Consider the following 18,094-nt stretch of genomic DNA (forward strand, 5'->3'; position numbering starts at 1 on the left):
GCTTGCCGTCCGGTTCGCCATCCGGTTCGCCTTCCGGCTTGCCGTCCCGGTCCCACCGCTCGGGGCCGCCACTCGGGGCCCCGGCGATCTATGCTGCTTCCATGCATGTGCATCCGATGCCCGACGGGCCGGAGACCGGCCCCGCGTCGCCGAGCGACGACCTGGAGGAGGTCGGACGCCTGCTGGGCGGGCGCGGTGTCGCCGTCCTGAGCGGCGCCGGCCTCTCCACCGAGTCGGGCATTCCCGACTACCGGGGGGCGACCGGCAGCCTCCGCCGCCACACGCCGATGACCTACCAGGAGTTCACCGCCGGCGAGGACGGCCGGCGGCGGTACTGGGCGCGCAGCCACATCGGCTGGCGGGCGATCGCGCGCGCCGAGCCCAACGCCGGCCACCGGGCCGTCGAGGGCCTGCGGCGCTCCGGCCACGTCTCGGCCGTGATCACCCAGAACGTGGACGGGCTGCACCGCGCGGCCGGCACCCTCGGCGCCGTCGAGCTGCACGGCGGTCTCGACCGGGTGGTCTGCCTGGACTGCGGGCGCACCAGCGGGCGCGCGGACCTCGACCGGCGCCTGGACGCCCTGAACGACGGCTTCCGCGCGGCGGCCACGGGCACCCGGCTCAACCCGGACGGGGACGTCCAGCTGCCGCCCGAGCTGGTCGACGCCTTCCGGATCGCGCCGTGCGAGGTCTGCGGCGGGATCCTCAAGCCCGACGTGGTCTTCTTCGGCGAGAGCGTCCCCAAGGCGCGGGTCCAGCAGTGCTACGACCTGGTGGACGCCGCCCGGGCCCTGCTCGTCCTCGGATCCTCCCTGACGGTCATGTCGGGCCTGCGCTTCGTCCGGCACGCGGCCCGGTCGGGCAAGCCGGTGGCGATCGTGAACCAGGGCGCCACCCGCGGCGACCCGTACGCGACGACCAGGGTGGCACTGCCCCTCGGCGCCGCACTGACCGGCCTGGCCGAACGGTTGGCGGGCTCGCCGCGCTGACCGGCCTGGCCGAACGGCCGGCCGGTCCGGGCCGGCCCTGCGGAACGGCCGGCGGGCCCGCCGCGCACCGGGTGTCGGCGGGCGCCCTACAGGGGATCCCCGAGCGGCCCGTGCTCCTCCACCAGGGCGTCGGCCCAGTGCGCCGCGAAGTCGGGACGGCTGCCGTCGGCGTCGGTGAACCCGTACTCCCGGTACAGGCCCCAGGTGGCCAGGGCCCGCCCGGTCCTGGCCATCACCGCCGGGTCTGCGGCGAGCGCGACGACCGCGCGGCCCAGGTACGCGGGTGACTCGGAGTGGGCGAAGTGGGGATCCTCGGCCACGCCGTCCCGCCAGTTGGCCTCGGTGACCCCGAAGTGGTCCAGCATGGCCTCCGAGCGCAGGAAGCCGGGCGTGAGGGCCACCGCGGCGACGCCGTGCGGCTTCAGTTCCGCGGCCTGGGCGACGGCCAGCCGGATCACCGAGGACTTCGCCAGGTCGTAGAAGAACGAGCCGCGGTAGCGGGCGGTGTTGCCGTCGGTGACCTCCACCACCAGCCCGCTGCCCCGGGCGACCATGAGCGGCAGCGCGTACCGGCTGGTGATCACGTGGGTCTCGACGGCCTGCCGGAGCAGGCGCAGGCCGGTCTCCAAGTCCTGCTCCCACAGGGGGTGTTCCCAGTCGGTCAGGGGGTCGCCGCCCCAGACGGAGTTGACCAGGACGTCGAGCCGCCCGTCCTGCTCGGCCGCGATCCGGTCGACCAGGGCGCGGACCTCCTCCGGCCTGCTGTGGTCCGTGCGGACGGGGATGCCCAGGCCGCCGGCGGCGGTGACCCGCTCGGCGGTCTCCTCGATGGTCTCGGCGCGGTCCAGGTCGGAGCGGCCGGCCGCACTGCTGCGGCCGGTGACGTAGACCGTCGCGCCGGCGGCACCGAGCTCGACGGCGACGCCCCGGCCACCGCCCCTGGTGCCGCCGGCCACCAGGGCCACCCTTCCGGCCAGTGCCTTGGCGTCGGTCGTCACGATTCCTCCGGATGGTCGTGGTGATGCTGGGACTGGTGGGGTTCGACGTGGTTGTCGGACCGGCCGGACCCGTGCAGCTCGACGTGGTCGTCGGACCGGCCCGACCCGTGCGGCTCGACGTGGTCGTCGGACCGGCCGGACCCGTGCGGCCGCCGGGGCTCCTCACGGGGCGCGAGGTGCGGGGCGACCGCCGTGGCGAGTTCCTGCCGCAGCCGCTGGGCGAGGGTGCCCCGGCGGTCGAGTGCCCAGGTCAGCCCCGCACCGGCGGTGACCGTCCGGACGGATCCGGCCAGCGCCCGGACATCCGTACCGGCGCTGAGTTCACCGGCCGCGACGGCCTCCGCGAGCAGTGCCTCGACGGCCCGGCCCTGTGCCCAGTGGACGGCCAGGGCCCGCTCGTGGAGCTCCGGATCCGTCAGGTCCAGGCACAGGAAGGCCAGGTGGTTGGCGAAGCTCTCGGGTGTGGCCATCGGAGCGGCCGACTCGACCGTCAGCGCGACCAGCGCGCCGAGCGGCGACGCGTGCTCCTGCCGCACGCGCGCGGCCAGGGCGTCCGCGTCCTCGACGGACCGGTCGGCGAGCGCGAGCAGGAGGCCCCGCTTGGACCCGAACCGCTGGACCAGCGTGCCGGGCACCAGTCCGACCTCGCGGGCGACGGCCGCCAGGGTCAGCCCCGCCGGGCCCACCCGTCCGATCACCTCGGTCGCCGCGCGCAGGATCACCACGTCGTCGATCCCCCGGGGACGTCCGGCCACCGCAGCCCACCTCCCGCCTTTAATAAATGCTCGTTCATTTATTAAAGCGCCCGGTCGGTGCCGAGGCAAGCCGGGACTCCGGCCACCCCCTCCCCTGCCGCACCGGAGCCTCCGAGCAGCAACAACCGCCTCCACCGGACGACGTGCCTACCCTGGATACGCCCGCCCCACCACGCACCCGCACGTCACCAGGACGTCCCACCGACACCACGCACCACCCCACGCAGCGCACCCCCCGACACGACACACCACCCCACCCACCGCCCCACACACCGCACGCACCACCCCACGTCGCAGCAAGGAGCTCACGGTGAACGACTACCGGGACTACCCGGCGGCCCTCGTCCGGGTCGACCACGTGGAGCCGGTCCCCCGGCGGATCCGGGCCGTGCTGGCCGGTGAGACCGTCCTCGACACGACCCGGGCCCGCTACGTCTGGGAGATCCCCCCGTATCCGCAGTACTACATCCCGCTGGCCGACGTCCGCGCCGACCTGCTGGTCCCGGAGGAGGGCGACGGACACGGCCCCGAGGAGGGCCCGCGCGGGCGCACGCACCCGTACGGGCTGCGCGTCGGATCGACCCACCGGCCGCACGCGGCGCGGGTGCTGCGCGAGTCGCCCGTCGCCGCCCTCGCCGACACCGCCCGCTTCACCTGGACGGCGCTCGACGCCTGGTACGAGGAGGACGAGCGGGTCTTCGTCCACCCGCGCAACCCGTACGCCCGGGTCGACGCGCTGCGCTCGACCAGGGCCGTACGGGTGGAGCGCGACGGCACCGTCCTCGCGGAGTCGGTCTCACCGGTCATGGTGTTCGAGACCGGCCTGCCGACCCGTTACTACCTCGACCGGACGGATGTCGACTTCAGCCGTCTGGTCCCCAGCGACACCGAGACCGCCTGCCCCTACAAGGGGGTCACCAGTGCGTACTGGTCGGCGCGGATCGGCGACCGGACCCACCCCGACCTCGCCTGGTGCTACGACTTCCCCACCCACCAGTTGGCGCCGATCGCCGGCCTGGTCGCCTTCTACAACGAGCGCACCGACATCTTCCTCGACGGCCGACCGCTCGACCGCCCCCGGACGGCGTTCTCGCGCGCCGGCCGCCCGCAGCAGGACTGAGCCCGGGACGGGCCGGGACGACGAGGTCGGCCGGCCCCGTCCACGGTCTCCCGCGCGCGGCCGGCCGACCTTCGGGTCACCCGGCGGGCTGAGGATCACTCACGGCCGGGGCCCCGGTCTCGCCGAAGACCACGGCGGACGGATCGGGGCAGGGGGCGCTGCCGGCCGCCGCCATCGTCCGGCGCACGGCCTCCAGGCAGGGCGCGCAGTAGCGGTCCGGAAGCCCGTCGGGGCCTCCCGGGCCGGACGACGGCGCGGGGGCGGCCGCCAGCAGGCTGCACCCGCAGAGGGACCGACCCCCGTCTTCCTTCGCGACCACATGCCACAGCAGACTGCGCCCGTGAGTACTGTGGTCGGCTTCGGCTCGCATCTCGTGCACGGGACCCTCCCAGGTCACTCGGGAATGGCTTGACTTCATGCAACCGCCGGGCCGCGCGGACGGCCAGCCGGCACGACCCGCCGGCGGCCGCCGGCGACCCGTCCTCCGGCCGCGTACGGACGGCCTGACCTGCCGTCCGTCCCCTCGGCGGTGGGCACCGGCGCCCGCGCGAACCGCGGTCCGCATTGCGCCGAAGGGGGGATCGGCCGGTGCCGGCGGGCACCCGGAGGTGCTCGGCCCGACGGGGCCGGACGGCTTACCTCCAGACGCGGACGTAGTCGGCGGCGAAGGTGATCGGCTGACCGTCGACGGGGGCCGGATGGTAGAGCCCGGCGCTGACGGACAGGTTGAGGATGAGGTAGGCCGACCACTGGCTGCCGACGCCCGTCCGGTCCGACCAGACCTTGAGGTTGTCGACGTACCAGTCGTTCGAGGTGGCGCCGCAGAGCACGCCGATCGTGACCCAGCCACCGGGGGTGACCGTCCGGGGGGCGGAGTAGTCGGTGTTGCCGCCGCGGACGTGGTTGGTGAGTTCGAGGAGGTTCGGGTGGTCCGGGTGGTACTCGAAGGCGTCCACCTCGTTGCCGCCGTCCTTCCAGGTCCACAGGGCCGGCCAGGCCCCCGTCCGGGTCGGCAGCTTCACCCTGGTCTCGATGTAGTCGCCGGTGCGGACCTTGAAGCCGCGCACCGAGCCCTCGGTGGTGAGCAGGCCCGTCGTCCAGGACCGGGCGCCGTTCTCCAGGGTCCGCGGGCCGGGCCTGGCGGTGAAGGTGGCGACTCCGTCGGCGACGGTGACGGCGTCCTGGGTGAGCCAGTCCAGCTTGTTGTCCTTCGGGTTGTGGTCGCCGTACTGGTAGGCGCTGGTGGTGCTGCCCACCCACGTCCCGCCCCAGTCGACCGGACGGCTGAAGTCCTCCAGGAAGACCGGCGACCTGCCGGCCAGCGGCGGGGCGGTCACCGCTGCACCGCCGACGGGCGCGGTCGCCGGCGTCCCGCCCGGTGACGGTGACGGTGACGGACCGGGGCTCGGCCCGGACGACGGCTTCGGGGTCGGCGATGGCGATGGCGACGGACTCGGGCTCGGGCTCGGGGTGGCCCCCGGGGTCGGGGTCGGCGTCGTGGTCGGGACCCCGCCGGCAGCAGGGCGCACCGTCAGCATGGAGCCGAACAGGTTGTGGTAGCCGCCGGCGTCCCGGTAGAAGCCGAACTGGAGGTAGCTACCGGCCGAGAAGCTGCGCGGCCCGGTGGTCAGGGTCACGCCGGAGGGGCAGATCCGGACGTCGGCGGCCGTACCCGGGTAGTCCAGATTGTGCCCGGCGGCGTCCCGGACACCGACCCCCAGCGAGCGGACCGTCAGACAGCGCGAGGAGAGCACCCGGAGCGTGGCCGTGACCGGAGCCCCGGCCGTGGCACTGCCCGGGGTGAGGCGCAGTTGCAGCACCACCGGCGCGGCGAACGCGGCCTGACCGGGCAGCACGGCGAGTGAGAGGACCAGAGCGGCCGAGACCGCCGCGACGGACCTACCTATGCTGATCATGGAAACCTTGCGGACCACGGATTCTTCCCTTCGTGGGGTCGAGCCCCTGGAAGACCGGGCCGCCGATTCGCGACGGCCCGCCGGGTCGGGGGGCGCGGCTCTTCACCACGTCGGACCTGCCGCCACCCAGGAAAGCTCAGCTGTACAAAAACGATCACACAGGACGGCACGGGGCTCCCGGGGTGCTGGGCCAACTGGTCCAACCCACCGTCAGGCCCCGGCCGGACCGTCCGTCAGGGACCCCCGCACTCCCGGTCGCCCGCGGGCGCCGGTGCACCTGACGGGGGTTCGGAAGCGTCCCGCGGGCGCCGGCCGGGCCCGCCGTACGGCCGGGGCGCCGCAGGGCCGATCGGGTGGCGTGGCTGCTCCGGGCGGGTGACCCGGCCCATCCGGGCCCGGCCCGGTCGCGAAGGCGCGGTGGAGTGCGGTCTTCGTCCCGCTCCGGCCCTCCCGGGGCCGGCGGGCATGCCGCACGCGAACCGGGCGACCCCCGTCGCCCCCAGCGGAAGCGAGAACGATGAACCCTGTGTTCGGGCGCGCCCGATCCACGTCCACCCTCCGCGCAGCGGCCGCCCTCGGCGCCATGGGCCTGGCCCTGGCCACCAGCGCCCTGGCCGGGCCCGGAGCCGGGGTCGGCGCGGCCTCCAGCCACCGCGAGGCACCGCTGACCGCCGCTGACCCGCAGGTCGACAACACCGACCTGTACGCCTTCACCAGCCCCGACAAGCAGGACACCGTCACCCTGGTCGCCAACTGGCTGCCCTTCCAGGAGCCCAACGGCGGTCCGAACTTCTACCCCTGGGCCGACGGCGCCCACTACGACATCAACATCGACTCCCAGGGCACCGGCAAGCCCGACCTCACCTACCGCTGGACCTTCCACACCGAGGACCAGCGCGGCACCAACACCTTCCTCTACAACAACGGGGTGGTGAACAACCTCACCGACCCCACCCTCCTCTTCCGCCAGTACTACACGCTCCAGGAGATCCGCTCCGGCTGCGAGCCCAGGACGCTGGTCGAGCACGGCACCGCCGCGCCCTCGAACACCGGCAAGGCCTCCATGCCGAACTACGGTCAGCTGCGCAGCCAGGCCACCGTCCAACTACCCAACGGCGGGCAGACCGTGGCCACCCAGGCGGCCGACCCGTTCTTCCTCGACCTGCGGGTCTTCGACCTCCTCTACGGCGGCAACCTCTCCGAGGTCGGCCAGAACACCCTCGCCGGATACAACGTCAACACCCTCTCCATCCAGGTCCCCAAGAGCGAACTCGCCTACAAGGGCGACGCCACCCGCAACCCCGTCATCGGCGTGTGGAGCAGCACCGAGAAGCGGACCATGAAGCTCAGCCCGGGCAAGGAGGAGCCGACCGGCAAGTACGTGCAGGTGTCGCGGCTCGGCAATCCGCTCGTCAACGAGGTCGTGGTGCCGGCCGGACTGAAGGACGCGTTCAACGCGCTGCCGCCGTCCGAGGACCACAACCAGCCCGCCGTGGTCGCCAAGGTGCTGGACCCCGAGGTCCCGAAGCTGGTGCAGGCGATCTACGGGCTGCCCGCCCCGGCGACGCCGCGCACCGACCTTCAGGAGATCTTCCTCACCGGCATCGCCAAGGCGACCGGCGGCCCGTTCGCGGTCGACCTCAACTCGCAGCTGATGAACCAGGACGTCAACCCGAAGCGGTTCGTCCCGGCCGAGGAGCTGCGACTCAACATGTCCACCCCCGTCACCGCCAACCCGAACCGGCTGGGCATCCTCGCCGGCGACTTCCAGGGGTTCCCGAACGGGCGGCGGCTCGGCGACGACGTCGTGGACATCGCACTCCAGGTGATGGAGGGCGCCACTCCCGGAAACCTGATCGGCGCGCTCGCCGCCGGTGACGGCGTCAACCAGGCCGACCAGCCGTTCGCCGCCGCGTTCCCGTACGTGGCCCTGCCCTATGCCAAGGCCGTCAACCGGGCGAACTAGCCGAACCGGCCGTGCGCGGCGGCGTGGACCCGGTCCGGGACGACCGGGCCCACGCCCCGCACGGCACCGCCCCCGCCTGCCCGACCGAAGGATCCCCCGATGCGCCGACTCCCCCTGCTGCTGACCACCGTGGCGCTCTGCGGCTCGCTGGCCGGGCTGGGAGCGCTGGGACGCGAAGGGCCACCCGCCGCCGCACCGCCCCGGGGCGCCGATCGGCACACCGCCGAGAACGCCCCCGGCGACAGCGCCCTCGGCCGGAGCATCTCGGCCGACCAACGCCGGTTGCACGCCGATCCGGGGGACGCCGCCGGGTGGGCCAGACTGGGCGCCGAGTACGTCGAGCAGGCCCGGCTGACCGCGGACTCCTCCTACTACCCCAAGGCCGACGAGGCGCTCAGCCGCTCCCTGAGCCTGCGGCCACAGGACAATCCCGACGCGCTGACCGGCCTCGGCGCACTCGCCAACGCACGCCATCTCTTCGCCGTGGCAAGGGATTTCGCGGACCGGGCGATCGCCATGGCACCGCTGCACTGGCAGGCCTACGCCGTCCTCGCCGACGCGCGCACCCAGCTCGGCGACGACACCGGCGCCACCGAGGCCGTCCAGGGCCTGCTGGACCGCCACCCCGGCACCGCCTCCTTCACCCGCGCCGCCTACGAGCTCGAACAGCACGGCCGCGTGGACGAGGCCCGCCAAGCACTCCAGCAGGCCCTCGACGGCTCCTTCGACCCGGCCGACCGCGCCTTCTGCCGGCACCAGATCGCCGAACTCGACCGCACCTCCGGCCACCCCGAGCTGGCGCTGGCCGGATACCGGCAGGCGCTGGCCGACGACCCCTCCTACACCCCGGCCCTCGCCGGCCAGGCCCGCGCCGAGGCGGCGCTCGGCGACACCGACGCCGCCGTACGCGACTACACCACCGCCATCGCCCGGGTGCCGCTGCCCCAGTACCTGCTGGAACTCGGCGAGCTCCACGAGTCGCTCGGCCGGCGCCCGGCCGCCGAGGAGCAGTACCGGCTGCTCGCCGCCGAACAGCAACTGGCCGCCGCCAACGGGGTGCTGGACGACCTCACCCTCGGCCAGTACCAGGCCGACCACGGTGACCCCGCCCAGGCCGTCGCCCTGCTGCGCGCCGAGTGGGAGCGCCGCAGGTCCGTGCTGGTCGCCGACGCCCTGGCCTGGGCCCTGCACCGGCAGGGGCACGACCGCGAAGCCCTTCCGCTCGCCGAGCAGGCCCAGCGACTCGGCTGGCACAACGCCCTCTTCTCCTATCACCGGGGCGAGATCGAACGCGCCCTCGGGCACGCGGACGCCGCCCGCGAACACCTCGGTGAGGCGCTGCGCACCGACGCCTGGTTCTCCCCGCTGCTGGCGCCGCAGGCCCGCCGCGCCCTCGCCGACCTCGGAGGCACCCCGTGACGACGACCCCCTTGCCGACTCCCTCGACCACGCGCTTGACCACTCCCTTGACGGTGACTCCCCCGGTGGCGACCCGTCACCTCGTGCGGGCCGGGGCCGCCGTAGCCGGCTGCGCGCTCTGGCTGCTCGGCGCCGGCGCGCCCGCCGCCCAGGCCCACCCGCTCGGCAACTTCTCGGTCAACCACTACACCGGGCTGACCGTGCACCCCGACCGGGTCGAGGTGCTGGCCGTCACGGACACCGCCGAGATCCCCACCCTGCAGGCCGCGCCCGGCGTCGACACCGACGGTGACGGAGTCCAGAGCGAGGGCGAGCGCGCGGCCTGGGCCACCACCCGCTGCGCCGACACCGCCGGCCGCCTCGTGGTCACCGCCCGGCAGACCGGCGGTGCGCGGGGGCTCGCCTGGACGGTCACCGGCGCCGGCTTCGAGTACCGGCCCGGACAGGCCTCGCTGCGGACGAGCCGCCTGGAGTGCCGGCTCCGGGCACCGCTGGACCTGACGGCCGGCCCGGCGGCGCTGCGCATCGACACCGGGGCCGACCCGGCCCGGGTCGGCTGGAACGAGATCACCGCCAGGGGTGAGGACGCGCACCTGCGGGACTCCCGGGTGCCCGAGAACTCCCCCTCCGACGAGCTCCGCGACTACCCCCGCGACCTGCTGGACGCCCCCCGCGGCGACACCAAAGCCGAGTTCACCGCCGTCGCGGGTGCGGCGGGCTCCGCCGGGACGGGCAGCGGCGTCGCCCGGCCGGGTACGGCGGCCGACAGCGGCCCTGCCGCCGGGATCGAGTCACTCTCGCGGCGGCTGACCGCGCTGGTGGGGGCGGACCGGCTGACCCTGCCGGTCGGACTGCTGGCCGTGCTACTGGCGGTCGTCCTCGGAGCCGGCCACGCGCTGCTGCCGGGCCACGGCAAGACCGTGATGGCCGCGTACCTGGCCGGCCGGCGCGGGCGCACCCGTGACGCCGTGACGGTCGGCGCCACCGTCACCCTCACCCACACCGCCGGAGTCCTGGTCGTCGGACTCGCCCTGACCGCCTTCTCCGCCCTCGCGGGGGACACCGTGCTCGCCTGGCTGGGCCTCGCCGGCGGGGCCCTGGTCGCCGCCGTCGGCGCGGGGCTGCTGCTCGACGCCCGGCGCCGGCGGCGAGCAACGCCGGCACACCCGGTGCCCGCCGAGGCGCCGGGTGCACCGACCGCTGCGGACCGGCAACCCGCCCTGGTCGGAGCCGCCGGGACCGGCGCGGACGCTCCACCGGCGGGCGCGACCACCCACCGCGCCGCACACGGGCACGGGCACGGGCACGGACACGGCGACGACCACCCGCACGGTCACGGTCACGACCACGACCACGACCACGACCACAGTCACGACCACGGTCATCCGCACGGAACCCACCGCCACGGCCTGTTCGGGCATCACCACTCCCACGGGCCGGTGCAGATCGAGGCGGCGCCCTTCACCACCCGGGGCCTGGTCGGCCTGGGGATCGCCGGCGGACTCGTCCCGAGCCCCTCGGCCCTGGTGGTGCTCCTCGGTGCCGTGGCACTCGGCCGGACGGTGTTCGGCGCGGGCCTGGTGGTGGCCTACGGACTCGGCATGGCCGCCACCCTCACCGCCGTCGGCCTCCTGCTCGTACGGATCGGGGACGGACTCGGCCGGCTCGCCGAGCGGCCGGCCTTCGCCCTGCTCCGGCGCCTCGCCCCGCACACCGCGCGCCTCACCGCGCTGCTCGTCCTCGTCGTCGGGCTCGGGCTGATGGCCCGCAGTCTGCCTCCCCTCCTCTGAATCCGGAGCCCCGCCGTGCGCCCACGCCCCGCCCTGCTCGCCGTCCTGATCGCGGCGGCCGCCCTCGGCGGCTGTGCCGCCTCCGACGAGGGTGCGCTCGACACCCAGGCCGGCACCGCCGCCCCGGACTGCCTGGTGCACCAGGCGAAGTCCCCCGGCAGTCGCTACACCGCCGGTACCGGCGCCGACACCGGCGCGGTGCTGGAGATGATGCGCTACTACACCGCGAACGGGACCAAGGGCTTCTGCGACGGCAAGCCGGCCACCGCTACCGACCGCCGCTGGACGGACCTCTACACCACCCTCGGCGGCGACCGCGCCCACCTGGCCGCGCCACCCCGCACCCCGTGACGGCCCGCATCGAGCCTCGACGGTCGTGCCGAGCCCCCCGCTGCCACACCGCACCGCACACGGCCGGACGGGCCAAGGCGGCGGACGGCGGACGGCGCGGCCCGCCCCCGGCAGCGGGGTTTTCTGGTGGGTCGGCCACCCGGCGGGCCCCGGAGGTGGCACGGTGGGGGCATGTGCGGTCGCTTCGTCACCACCTCCTCCGTCCAGGACCTCGTCGAGCTCTTCGGCCTGACGGTCCCGCCGCCCACCGAGGCCCTGGCCCCGCGCTGGAACGTGGCGCCGACGGACCCGATCACGGCGGCCGTGCAGCGGGTGGACCGGGAGACCGGTGAGCTCACCCGGCAGCTGCGGCAGATGCGGTGGGGCCTGGTGCCGTCCTGGTCCAAGGACCCCGGCGGCGGGGCGCGGATGATCAACGCCCGGGCGGAGACCGTCCACGAGAAGCCGGCCTTCCGCAAGGCGTTCGCGGCCCGCCGCTGCCTGATCCCGGCCGACGGCTACTACGAGTGGAAGCCGGTGCCCGCGGCGGACGGGCGCAAGGCCTACAAGCAGCCCTACTACCTGGCCCCGGCCTCCGGCGCCCTGCTGTCGATGGCCGGGCTGTACGAGTTCTGGCGCGATCCCGGCGTGCCGGAGGACGACCCGGCGGCCTGGCTCACCACGGCGACGATCATCACCACGGACGCCACCGACGCGGCCGGCCGGGTCCACGACCGGATGCCGCTGACCATCGCCGTGTCCGACTTCGAGGCCTGGCTCGACCCGGAGCTCACCGACCCGGTCGAGCTGCGCCGCCTCCTGCACACCCCCGCCGGGGACGAGCTGCGCGTGCGGCCGGTGTCGACGGCCGTGAACTCCGTCCGCAACGACGGCGCCCGGCTGCTGGAGGAGGTGCCGGACCCGCTGCCCGTCACCTGACACCACGGCCCGGCACCGGCCGGCGACACCGGGTGGCGACGGGCTCCAGACACCGGCCGTACACGGCCTCCCGACACCGGCCGCACAGGGGACGGACCGGGCCCGCGAGCCGGCCCGAGACCCGGCACGGCCGCCGGTGAGGCATCTCTCAGTACGGGCGGACGGTGTTTGATCGGGGACGAACGGGTCAGACGGGTGCGGTCAACGTTCCCGAACGAAGAGCGGACCCTTGAGCCCAGCGTCATCGAGTGCCGAACCGTCCACCCGCAGCGCCGCTGCCGGCGCCGCCGCGCCCGTAGGCCGTCCGGCCCACGGCCCGGCCGGCGGCCCGCCCCCCGGACCGGCCGGCGGCCTCGCGGTCGGGGACGTCACCGTCGTCGAGCCCGGGATGCTGCGCCGGGCGGTGTCCGCCGCAGCCCTCGGCAACGCCATGGAGTGGTTCGACTTCGGCGTCTACAGCTACCTCGCGGTGACCCTCGGCAAGGTCTTCTTCCCGACCGCCGACGGCACCACCCAGCTGCTCGCCACCTTCGGGACCTTCGCGGCGGCCTTCCTGATCCGACCGCTGGGCGGTCTGGTGTTCGGGCCGCTGGGCGACCGGATCGGCCGGCAGAAGGTCCTCGCGGCCACCATGATCATGATGGCGGCGGGCACCTTCGCGATCGGACTCATCCCCTCGTACGCCACCATCGGCGTCTGGGCGCCCGTCCTGCTGCTGTTCGCCCGCATGGTGCAGGGCTTCTCCACCGGCGGTGAGTACGGCGGCGCGACGACGTTCATCGCCGAGTACGCCCCCGACCGCCGCCGGGGCTTCCTCGGCAGCTGGCTGGAGTTCGGCACCCTGGTGGGCTACGTGGCGGGCGCCGGCCTGGTGACGCTGATGACCGCCGCGCTGGACGAGGGCAGCCTGCTCTCCTGGGGCTGGCGCCTGCCCTTCCTGATCGCCGGCCCGCTCGGCCTGATCGGCCTCTACCTGCGGATGCGGCTGGAGGAGACCCCGGCCTTCCGCAGGCTCCAGGACGAGGCCGAGTCCGCCGAGCGGCAGCGGCCGAAGAGCGGGCTGCGCGAACTGGTGACCACCCACCGGCGCGCCCTGCTGCTCTGCATGGCACTCGTCCTGGTCTACAACGTGACGGACTACATGCTGCTGTCGTACCTGCCCACCTACCTCACCGCCGAACTCGCCTTCGACGCCACGCACGGCCTGCTGGTGATCATCGCGGCGATGGTGCTGATGATGGCCGTCAACGGCCCGGTCGGGCACCTCTCGGACCGGATCGGCCGGCGGCCGGTGCTGATGGCCGGCTGCCTCGGGTTCCTGCTGCTCTCGGTGCCCGCACTGCTGCTGATCCGCGACGGCGAGCAGTGGGGCGTGCTGGTCGGCGTCGGCGCCCTCTGCCTGCTGCTGACCTGCTTCACCGGCACCATGCCGGCCGCACTGCCCGCGCTCTTCCCGACCCACATCCGCTACGGCGCGATGTCGGTGGGCTTCAACGTGTCGGTCTCGCTGTTCGGCGGCACCACTCCGCTGGTGGTCACCTCGCTGATCGACGCCACCGGGAACCGGATGACGCCCGCGTACTACATGATGGCCGCCGCGGTGGTCGGCGCGGTCGCGGTCCGGCTGATGCCGGAGAGCGCGGGGCGCCCGCTGCCCGGTTCGCCCCCGGCGGTCGCCTCACCCAAGGAGGCCCGAGAGCTCGTGGCCACCGCGCGCCGCCGGGCGGCCGGCGTACGCGGCGCACCGGCCGTGGCCCGGTAGCCCCGGCAGGACGCCCGCCCGGTGCCGTGAGGCTCCCCTCCGCCGTGGCGTTCCCCTCCGGGGGCGGGCCGGCCGCCCGCCCCCGGAGTCGGCCGTCAGTAGACCAGGATGTCCCAGTGGCTGCCCTCGTTGCAGTACAGGTTGCCGGAGGCGGCCTGCCACTGCGGGTAGCCGTCACCGCGGTACCCGATGTACGTGAAGCTGTTCTGGACGTACGCGTCGATGCAGGAGTTGCGCGAGATGTCGACCTTGTAGCCGTTGTAGTGGCTGTAGGTACCGGAGGCGTGTCCCACCTCGGTGCCGCCCGTGATGTTGATGGCGCAGCCGCTGGAGTTCTTCAGGGTGATGATCGTGCTCACGGTGCCGGAGTTGATCTGCTCGAACGAGGTGCACGTGGAGTTGGATCGCGTGGTGCAGTTGCCGCTCGAGCTCCAGGTGATGCCGGCGCTCCTGAACTGACTCGCGGCCGTCGACTGCGACACCTTGGTACCACTGGCGCCGGCCGTGGGCGCCGAGAGGGCGAGCCCGGCCATGGCCAGGGCGACGACGGTGACTGCGGTGCGGGGCTTCATCGGCTCTCCCGGTGAGGACGGTGGACCTCGGAATGGAGCAACCCGCGCCCTCACCGCCCCGCCGGCCCCCGACGTCGACCTGCCGGGCGGGCAGGCGGACTCCGGGACCGGCGGGGCCGACGGGCGGGGATCGTGAAATGGGTTCCGTACAGCGGTACTTCGGTACGGCGGCGGCACGTCGGTGGGACTGTGCTTCGGTACGGCAGTACGTCCGTACGGCAGTACGTCCGTACGGCAGTACGTCCGTCCGGCATGCGTCGGTGCGCGGGGGCGGAGGCCCGGGACGGACGATCCGCCCCGGTCCGCTCGTGCTGGCCGGCAGGGTGCCCGGTACGCCGGTGAGAGGGCCCCGCCGACCGGGACGGTGACGGGGTGACAGGCGGTCCGGGGCCGGGCTGGCCCTGCCGACACGGGGGGAAGAAGAGTGCAACACGGGGGGAAGGGCGTCGGTGCGACTACGGGGAAGGGGTGCCGCACCAGGATGACCCGCGGGCGTCTATGCGGGTAGACCCCCGCCCGTGAATTTCGCGTGACCGTCATGTATCCGACAAGGGTAGAGACCGGCCGCCCGGCACGGCGACGGCCGTCCCGCCTCCGCTGGGACCCGTGCGGGCGGTGCTGGGCCGGATGCCTCGCCGGGCGGGTGAACCTGCCCCCGTCCGCGCGACGCCCGGCCCCACCGATGCCAAGACTGATGGGGAGGTGTCGCCACGGGCCGTCATCCGGCTGGTGGTGGCTTCTTCATGACCAGGCACCATCCCCTCAGGAATGGAGAAGACCGTGAAAGACCTCCGCAGGGCTCTCGTCCTCGCCGGCGCCGCTGCCGCGCTCGTACTCGGATCGGCCGGCGCCGCGAGCGCCTCGGCCAGCGCAGAGGGCGTCGCCTTCGGATCGCCGGGCATCCTGTCCGGCAACGTGATCCAGATTCCGATCCACATCCCGATCAACGTCTGCGGTAACAGCGTGAACGTGCTCGCCGCGCTCAACCCGGCGTTCGGGAACACCTGCATCAACGCGGGCTGACCCACCCCACACGTAGCGGGGCCGGCGGCCGCCACGGCCGCCGGCTCCGCGCCGTCCCGGGCCCGCCCGCCGCCGACAGCCGGGCCCCGCGCACCTGCCGACAGCCGGCCCGCACACTCGTACGACCGTCGGGCCCGGGTCACACCCCGACGTCGGCCACCGCCTCGCGGATCCGGCCCAGCAGCGCCCGCAGTTGATCGCGCTCCGCGGGCGCGAGCGCCCCGGTGGCGGTGGCGAGGGCGACCCGGTCCAGCTCCTCCGCCTCACGATGGCAGCGGGCCCCGAGCTCGGTCAGCGTCAGCAGGAAGGCCCGGCGGTCCGCCGGGTGGCGGACCCGCTCGACCAGGCCGTCGCGCTCCAGCCCGTCGACGATGGCGGTGGTGGTCCGCGGGGCGTTGCCGAGCAGGTCGCTGAGGTCCCGCATCCGCAGCGGCTCCCCCGTCCTGGCGAGTACCCGCAGGGCCCGCAGGCGGGCCACCGAGGCGCCGTGCTCGCGCAGTCGGCCGTCCACGAAGACGCGCAACCGGTGGGTGGTGGCGAAGAGTTCGTCCACCAGGATGTCACTGCTGCCGAAGCCCTGCTCGTCCGTCATCGCGCGCTTCTCCTCGTCCCCGCACTTTATGAGCACCATCATAGTGAGTATGCTCAGCTTCTATGAGCACTCGCCTCAGCCAGCGCTACGTCGTCCCTGTCATGACGGTCTCCATCACCTTCATCTGCATCGTCGACGGTGCCATCACCACCGTCGCGCTGCCCAGCATCGCCCGCCAGTTCCACCTCACCGCGGCCGCGCTCGATTCCGTCGTCGTCGTGTACCCGGTCTGCCTGGGCATGATGATCCCCTCGTCGGCCTGGCTGCTGGAGCGCTTCGGCGGTCGCCGGATGCTGCTCTGGTCGCTCGGCGTCTTCACCGCCGCCTCCGTCCTCTGCGGCGCCGCCCCCGACCTGCCCTCGCTGGTCGCCGCCCGCGCCCTGCAGGGCCTGGCCGCCGGACTGCTCACCCCCACCTCGCAGGCCCTGCTGTTCCGCACCTTCAGCCACTCCGAACAGGTCAGGCTCTCCCGGCTGCTGATCATCCCTCAGCAGATCGCCCCGGCCGTCGCCCCGCTGCTGGGCGGCGTGCTGGTCACCGGCCTCTCCTGGCGCTGGGTCTTCTACGTGAACGCGCCGATCGGCCTGCTGGCCGTGCTCTTCGGGCTGCTCTTCCTCGCGCCGCACCGCGACCAGGCACCCGGACGGCTCGACCTGCGCGGGCTGCTGCTCTGCGCCGCGGCCACCGGCGTCCTGATGTACGGCCTGTGCGCCGGCCCCGAGCTGGGCTGGAGCCGGCCGCTCGTGCTCGGCTCGCTGGCCGGCGGCGCCGTGCTGCTGGCGCTGGCGATCCGGACCGAACTCCGGGTGCCCGAACCGATCATGCGCCTGCGGCTCTTCCGCGACCGGCTCTTCCGCGACACCAACGTGATCAGCCTGGTCGGCTTCGTCCCGGTGCTGGGCGCGATGTTCCTGACGCCGCTGTTCGTCCAGGACGCCCTCGGCGGCAGTGCGCTGGACAGCGGCAGCGTCACCTTCACCGAGGCGTTCGGCGTGCTGCTGACGATGCAGGCCGTCGGCGCGCTCTACGCCCGGATCGGCCCGCGCGTGATCATCGGCACCGGACTGCTCGGGGTGACCGCCGCCCTGCTGCTCTTCGCCACCGCCGACGCGCAGACGGGCCTGTGGACGATGCGCGGCTACATGTTCCTGCTCGGCCTGTCCATGGGCGCGTTCTTCATGCCCACCACGATCGCCTCGTTCACCACCGTGGCCAGGAGCGACGTGGCCCACGCCGCCACCCTCAACACCGTGGTCCGCCAGACCGGGGCCGCGCTCGCCCCCGCGACGGTGACCACGCTGCTCGTCCTGCACACCTCCGGCGCCGGCGGCGGTGCGCAGCCTCCGCTGGCGGCCTACCAGCACACCTACCTGGCGCTCGCCCTGATCGCGGCGGCGGCTGCCCTGATCGCCTTCACCGTGCCCGACGCCGGTGCCCGCCGGGCGGCGGGCGCCGCGGGGCGGCCGGCCACCGGGGCGGGCACGGCGGAGGCCGGGGACACCGCACCGCAGACCGTCCCCGACGACCTCACGACCGGCCACGAGAAGGGCCGGGCGAGCGGCGCCTCCCCCGTCCTCGAAGGTCAGTCGACCTCCAGGTAGCCGACCACCACCACCGTCCGCAGGACCGTCACGTGGTAGACGACCAGGACCCGGTCGACCTCGTCGCGGTACATCCTGAGCCGGCCGCCCGGGCGCAGCTCGCCGATGTCGGGGCGGACCGAGAGGACGGCCAGCACCCGGTCCAGCGCCCGGACCTGGCCGGTCGAGAGGCCGGCCAGCTGCTGCTCCGCGAACGGCGAGAGGACGACCTGGGCGCGGCGGGACGGGTTCCTGGCTGACACGTCCGCCAGTCTGCCCTGCCCCGCGGCGGCGCAGGTGCTCTTCGTCGATTTCCGGACCGGCGCCGCCGGGCGCCGACCGG

At 74.1% G+C, this 18,094-nt stretch carries 16 protein-coding genes; 10 read left to right on the forward strand and 6 right to left on the reverse strand.

What is annotated here, in order from left to right; genetic code table 11:
• The first annotated feature begins 101 nt into the window (after positions 1–101).
• Entirely contained in the window at positions 102–989 is an 888-nt protein-coding gene (locus tag ACFTWP_RS01315) for an NAD-dependent protein deacetylase (protein ID WP_380261351.1), read from the forward strand.
• An 86-nt stretch (positions 990–1,075) separates the two neighbouring features.
• On the opposite strand, the gene ACFTWP_RS01320 is transcribed toward ACFTWP_RS01315, so the two are convergent.
• On the reverse strand, positions 1,076–1,987 hold the full coding sequence (locus ACFTWP_RS01320; protein ID WP_380261353.1) for an SDR family oxidoreductase: 912 nt from the start codon (positions 1,985–1,987) through the stop codon (positions 1,076–1,078).
• Complete coding sequence (locus tag ACFTWP_RS01325) at positions 1,984–2,742, reverse strand: TetR/AcrR family transcriptional regulator (protein ID WP_380261355.1); 759 nt, start codon at positions 2,740–2,742, stop codon at positions 1,984–1,986. The genes ACFTWP_RS01320 and ACFTWP_RS01325 overlap by 4 nt, the downstream gene beginning before the upstream one ends.
• Before the next feature lie 310 nt (positions 2,743–3,052).
• On the opposite strand from ACFTWP_RS01325, the gene ACFTWP_RS01330 reads away from it, so the two are divergent.
• Complete coding sequence (locus ACFTWP_RS01330) at positions 3,053–3,862, forward strand: DUF427 domain-containing protein (protein WP_380261357.1); 810 nt, start codon at positions 3,053–3,055, stop codon at positions 3,860–3,862.
• Between the two features lie 635 nt (positions 3,863–4,497).
• Here the strand turns inward: ACFTWP_RS01330 and ACFTWP_RS01335 are convergent.
• On the reverse strand, positions 4,498–5,778 hold the full coding sequence (locus ACFTWP_RS01335) for a hypothetical protein (protein WP_380261359.1): 1,281 nt from the start codon (positions 5,776–5,778) through the stop codon (positions 4,498–4,500).
• 517 nt (positions 5,779–6,295) lie between these two features.
• Here ACFTWP_RS01335 and ACFTWP_RS01340 point away from each other — a divergent pair.
• The 6 genes from ACFTWP_RS01340 (at position 6,296) to proP (ending at position 13,984) form a co-directional block, all read left to right on the forward strand.
• Positions 6,296–7,744, forward strand: coding sequence for a DUF4331 domain-containing protein (locus ACFTWP_RS01340; protein ID WP_380261361.1), 1,449 nt, complete (start codon positions 6,296–6,298; stop codon positions 7,742–7,744).
• 99 nt (positions 7,745–7,843) lie between these two features.
• Positions 7,844–9,163 carry a tetratricopeptide repeat protein gene (locus ACFTWP_RS01345; RefSeq protein ID WP_380261363.1) on the forward strand — a complete coding sequence of 440 codons (1,320 nt, stop codon included), beginning with the start codon at positions 7,844–7,846 and terminating at the stop codon, positions 9,161–9,163.
• Between the two features lie 65 nt (positions 9,164–9,228).
• On the forward strand, positions 9,229–10,953 hold the full coding sequence (locus tag ACFTWP_RS01350; protein ID WP_380261365.1) for a high frequency lysogenization protein HflD: 1,725 nt from the start codon (positions 9,229–9,231) through the stop codon (positions 10,951–10,953).
• Between the two features lie 15 nt (positions 10,954–10,968).
• Positions 10,969–11,304 (forward strand): hypothetical protein, encoded by a 336-nt coding sequence (locus ACFTWP_RS01355; RefSeq protein WP_380261367.1) that lies wholly within the window; start codon positions 10,969–10,971, stop codon positions 11,302–11,304.
• A 171-nt stretch (positions 11,305–11,475) separates the two neighbouring features.
• Positions 11,476–12,222: an SOS response-associated peptidase gene (locus ACFTWP_RS01360; protein ID WP_380261369.1), complete on the forward strand. Its 747-nt coding sequence runs from the start codon at positions 11,476–11,478 to the stop codon at positions 12,220–12,222.
• A 229-nt stretch (positions 12,223–12,451) separates the two neighbouring features.
• Complete coding sequence (proP, locus tag ACFTWP_RS01365; protein WP_380261371.1) at positions 12,452–13,984, forward strand: glycine betaine/L-proline transporter ProP; 1,533 nt, start codon at positions 12,452–12,454, stop codon at positions 13,982–13,984.
• Between the two features lie 95 nt (positions 13,985–14,079).
• Here the strand turns inward: proP and ACFTWP_RS01370 are convergent, their stop codons facing one another.
• Positions 14,080–14,556, reverse strand: a complete 477-nt coding sequence (locus tag ACFTWP_RS01370; RefSeq protein ID WP_380261373.1) for a hypothetical protein — start codon at positions 14,554–14,556, stop codon at positions 14,080–14,082.
• A 768-nt stretch (positions 14,557–15,324) separates the two neighbouring features.
• On the opposite strand from ACFTWP_RS01370, the gene ACFTWP_RS01375 reads away from it, so the two are divergent.
• Positions 15,325–15,579 carry a chaplin gene (locus ACFTWP_RS01375; protein ID WP_380261375.1) on the forward strand — a complete coding sequence of 85 codons (255 nt, stop codon included), beginning with the start codon at positions 15,325–15,327 and terminating at the stop codon, positions 15,577–15,579.
• Positions 15,580–15,718: 139 nt separating this feature from the next.
• Here ACFTWP_RS01375 and ACFTWP_RS01380 read toward each other — a convergent pair whose 3' ends face one another.
• A complete protein-coding gene (locus ACFTWP_RS01380) occupies positions 15,719–16,210 on the reverse strand; it encodes a MarR family winged helix-turn-helix transcriptional regulator (RefSeq protein ID WP_380261602.1) in 492 nt (163 codons plus the stop codon).
• A gap of 23 nt (positions 16,211–16,233) precedes the next feature.
• On the opposite strand from ACFTWP_RS01380, the gene ACFTWP_RS01385 reads away from it, so the two are divergent.
• Positions 16,234–17,772: a DHA2 family efflux MFS transporter permease subunit gene (locus tag ACFTWP_RS01385; RefSeq protein ID WP_380261377.1), complete on the forward strand. Its 1,539-nt coding sequence runs from the start codon at positions 16,234–16,236 to the stop codon at positions 17,770–17,772.
• On the opposite strand, the gene ACFTWP_RS01390 is transcribed toward ACFTWP_RS01385, so the two are convergent.
• On the reverse strand, positions 17,754–18,014 hold the full coding sequence (locus ACFTWP_RS01390) for a hypothetical protein (protein WP_380261379.1): 261 nt from the start codon (positions 18,012–18,014) through the stop codon (positions 17,754–17,756). The two genes, ACFTWP_RS01385 and ACFTWP_RS01390, sit on opposite strands and share 19 nt — an antisense overlap.
• Between the last annotated feature and the right edge of the window lie 80 nt (positions 18,015–18,094).

The organism is Kitasatospora sp. NPDC057015 (assembly GCF_042673745.1).
In the GTDB taxonomy this organism is placed as follows: Bacteria; Actinomycetota; Actinomycetes; order Streptomycetales; family Streptomycetaceae; genus Kitasatospora.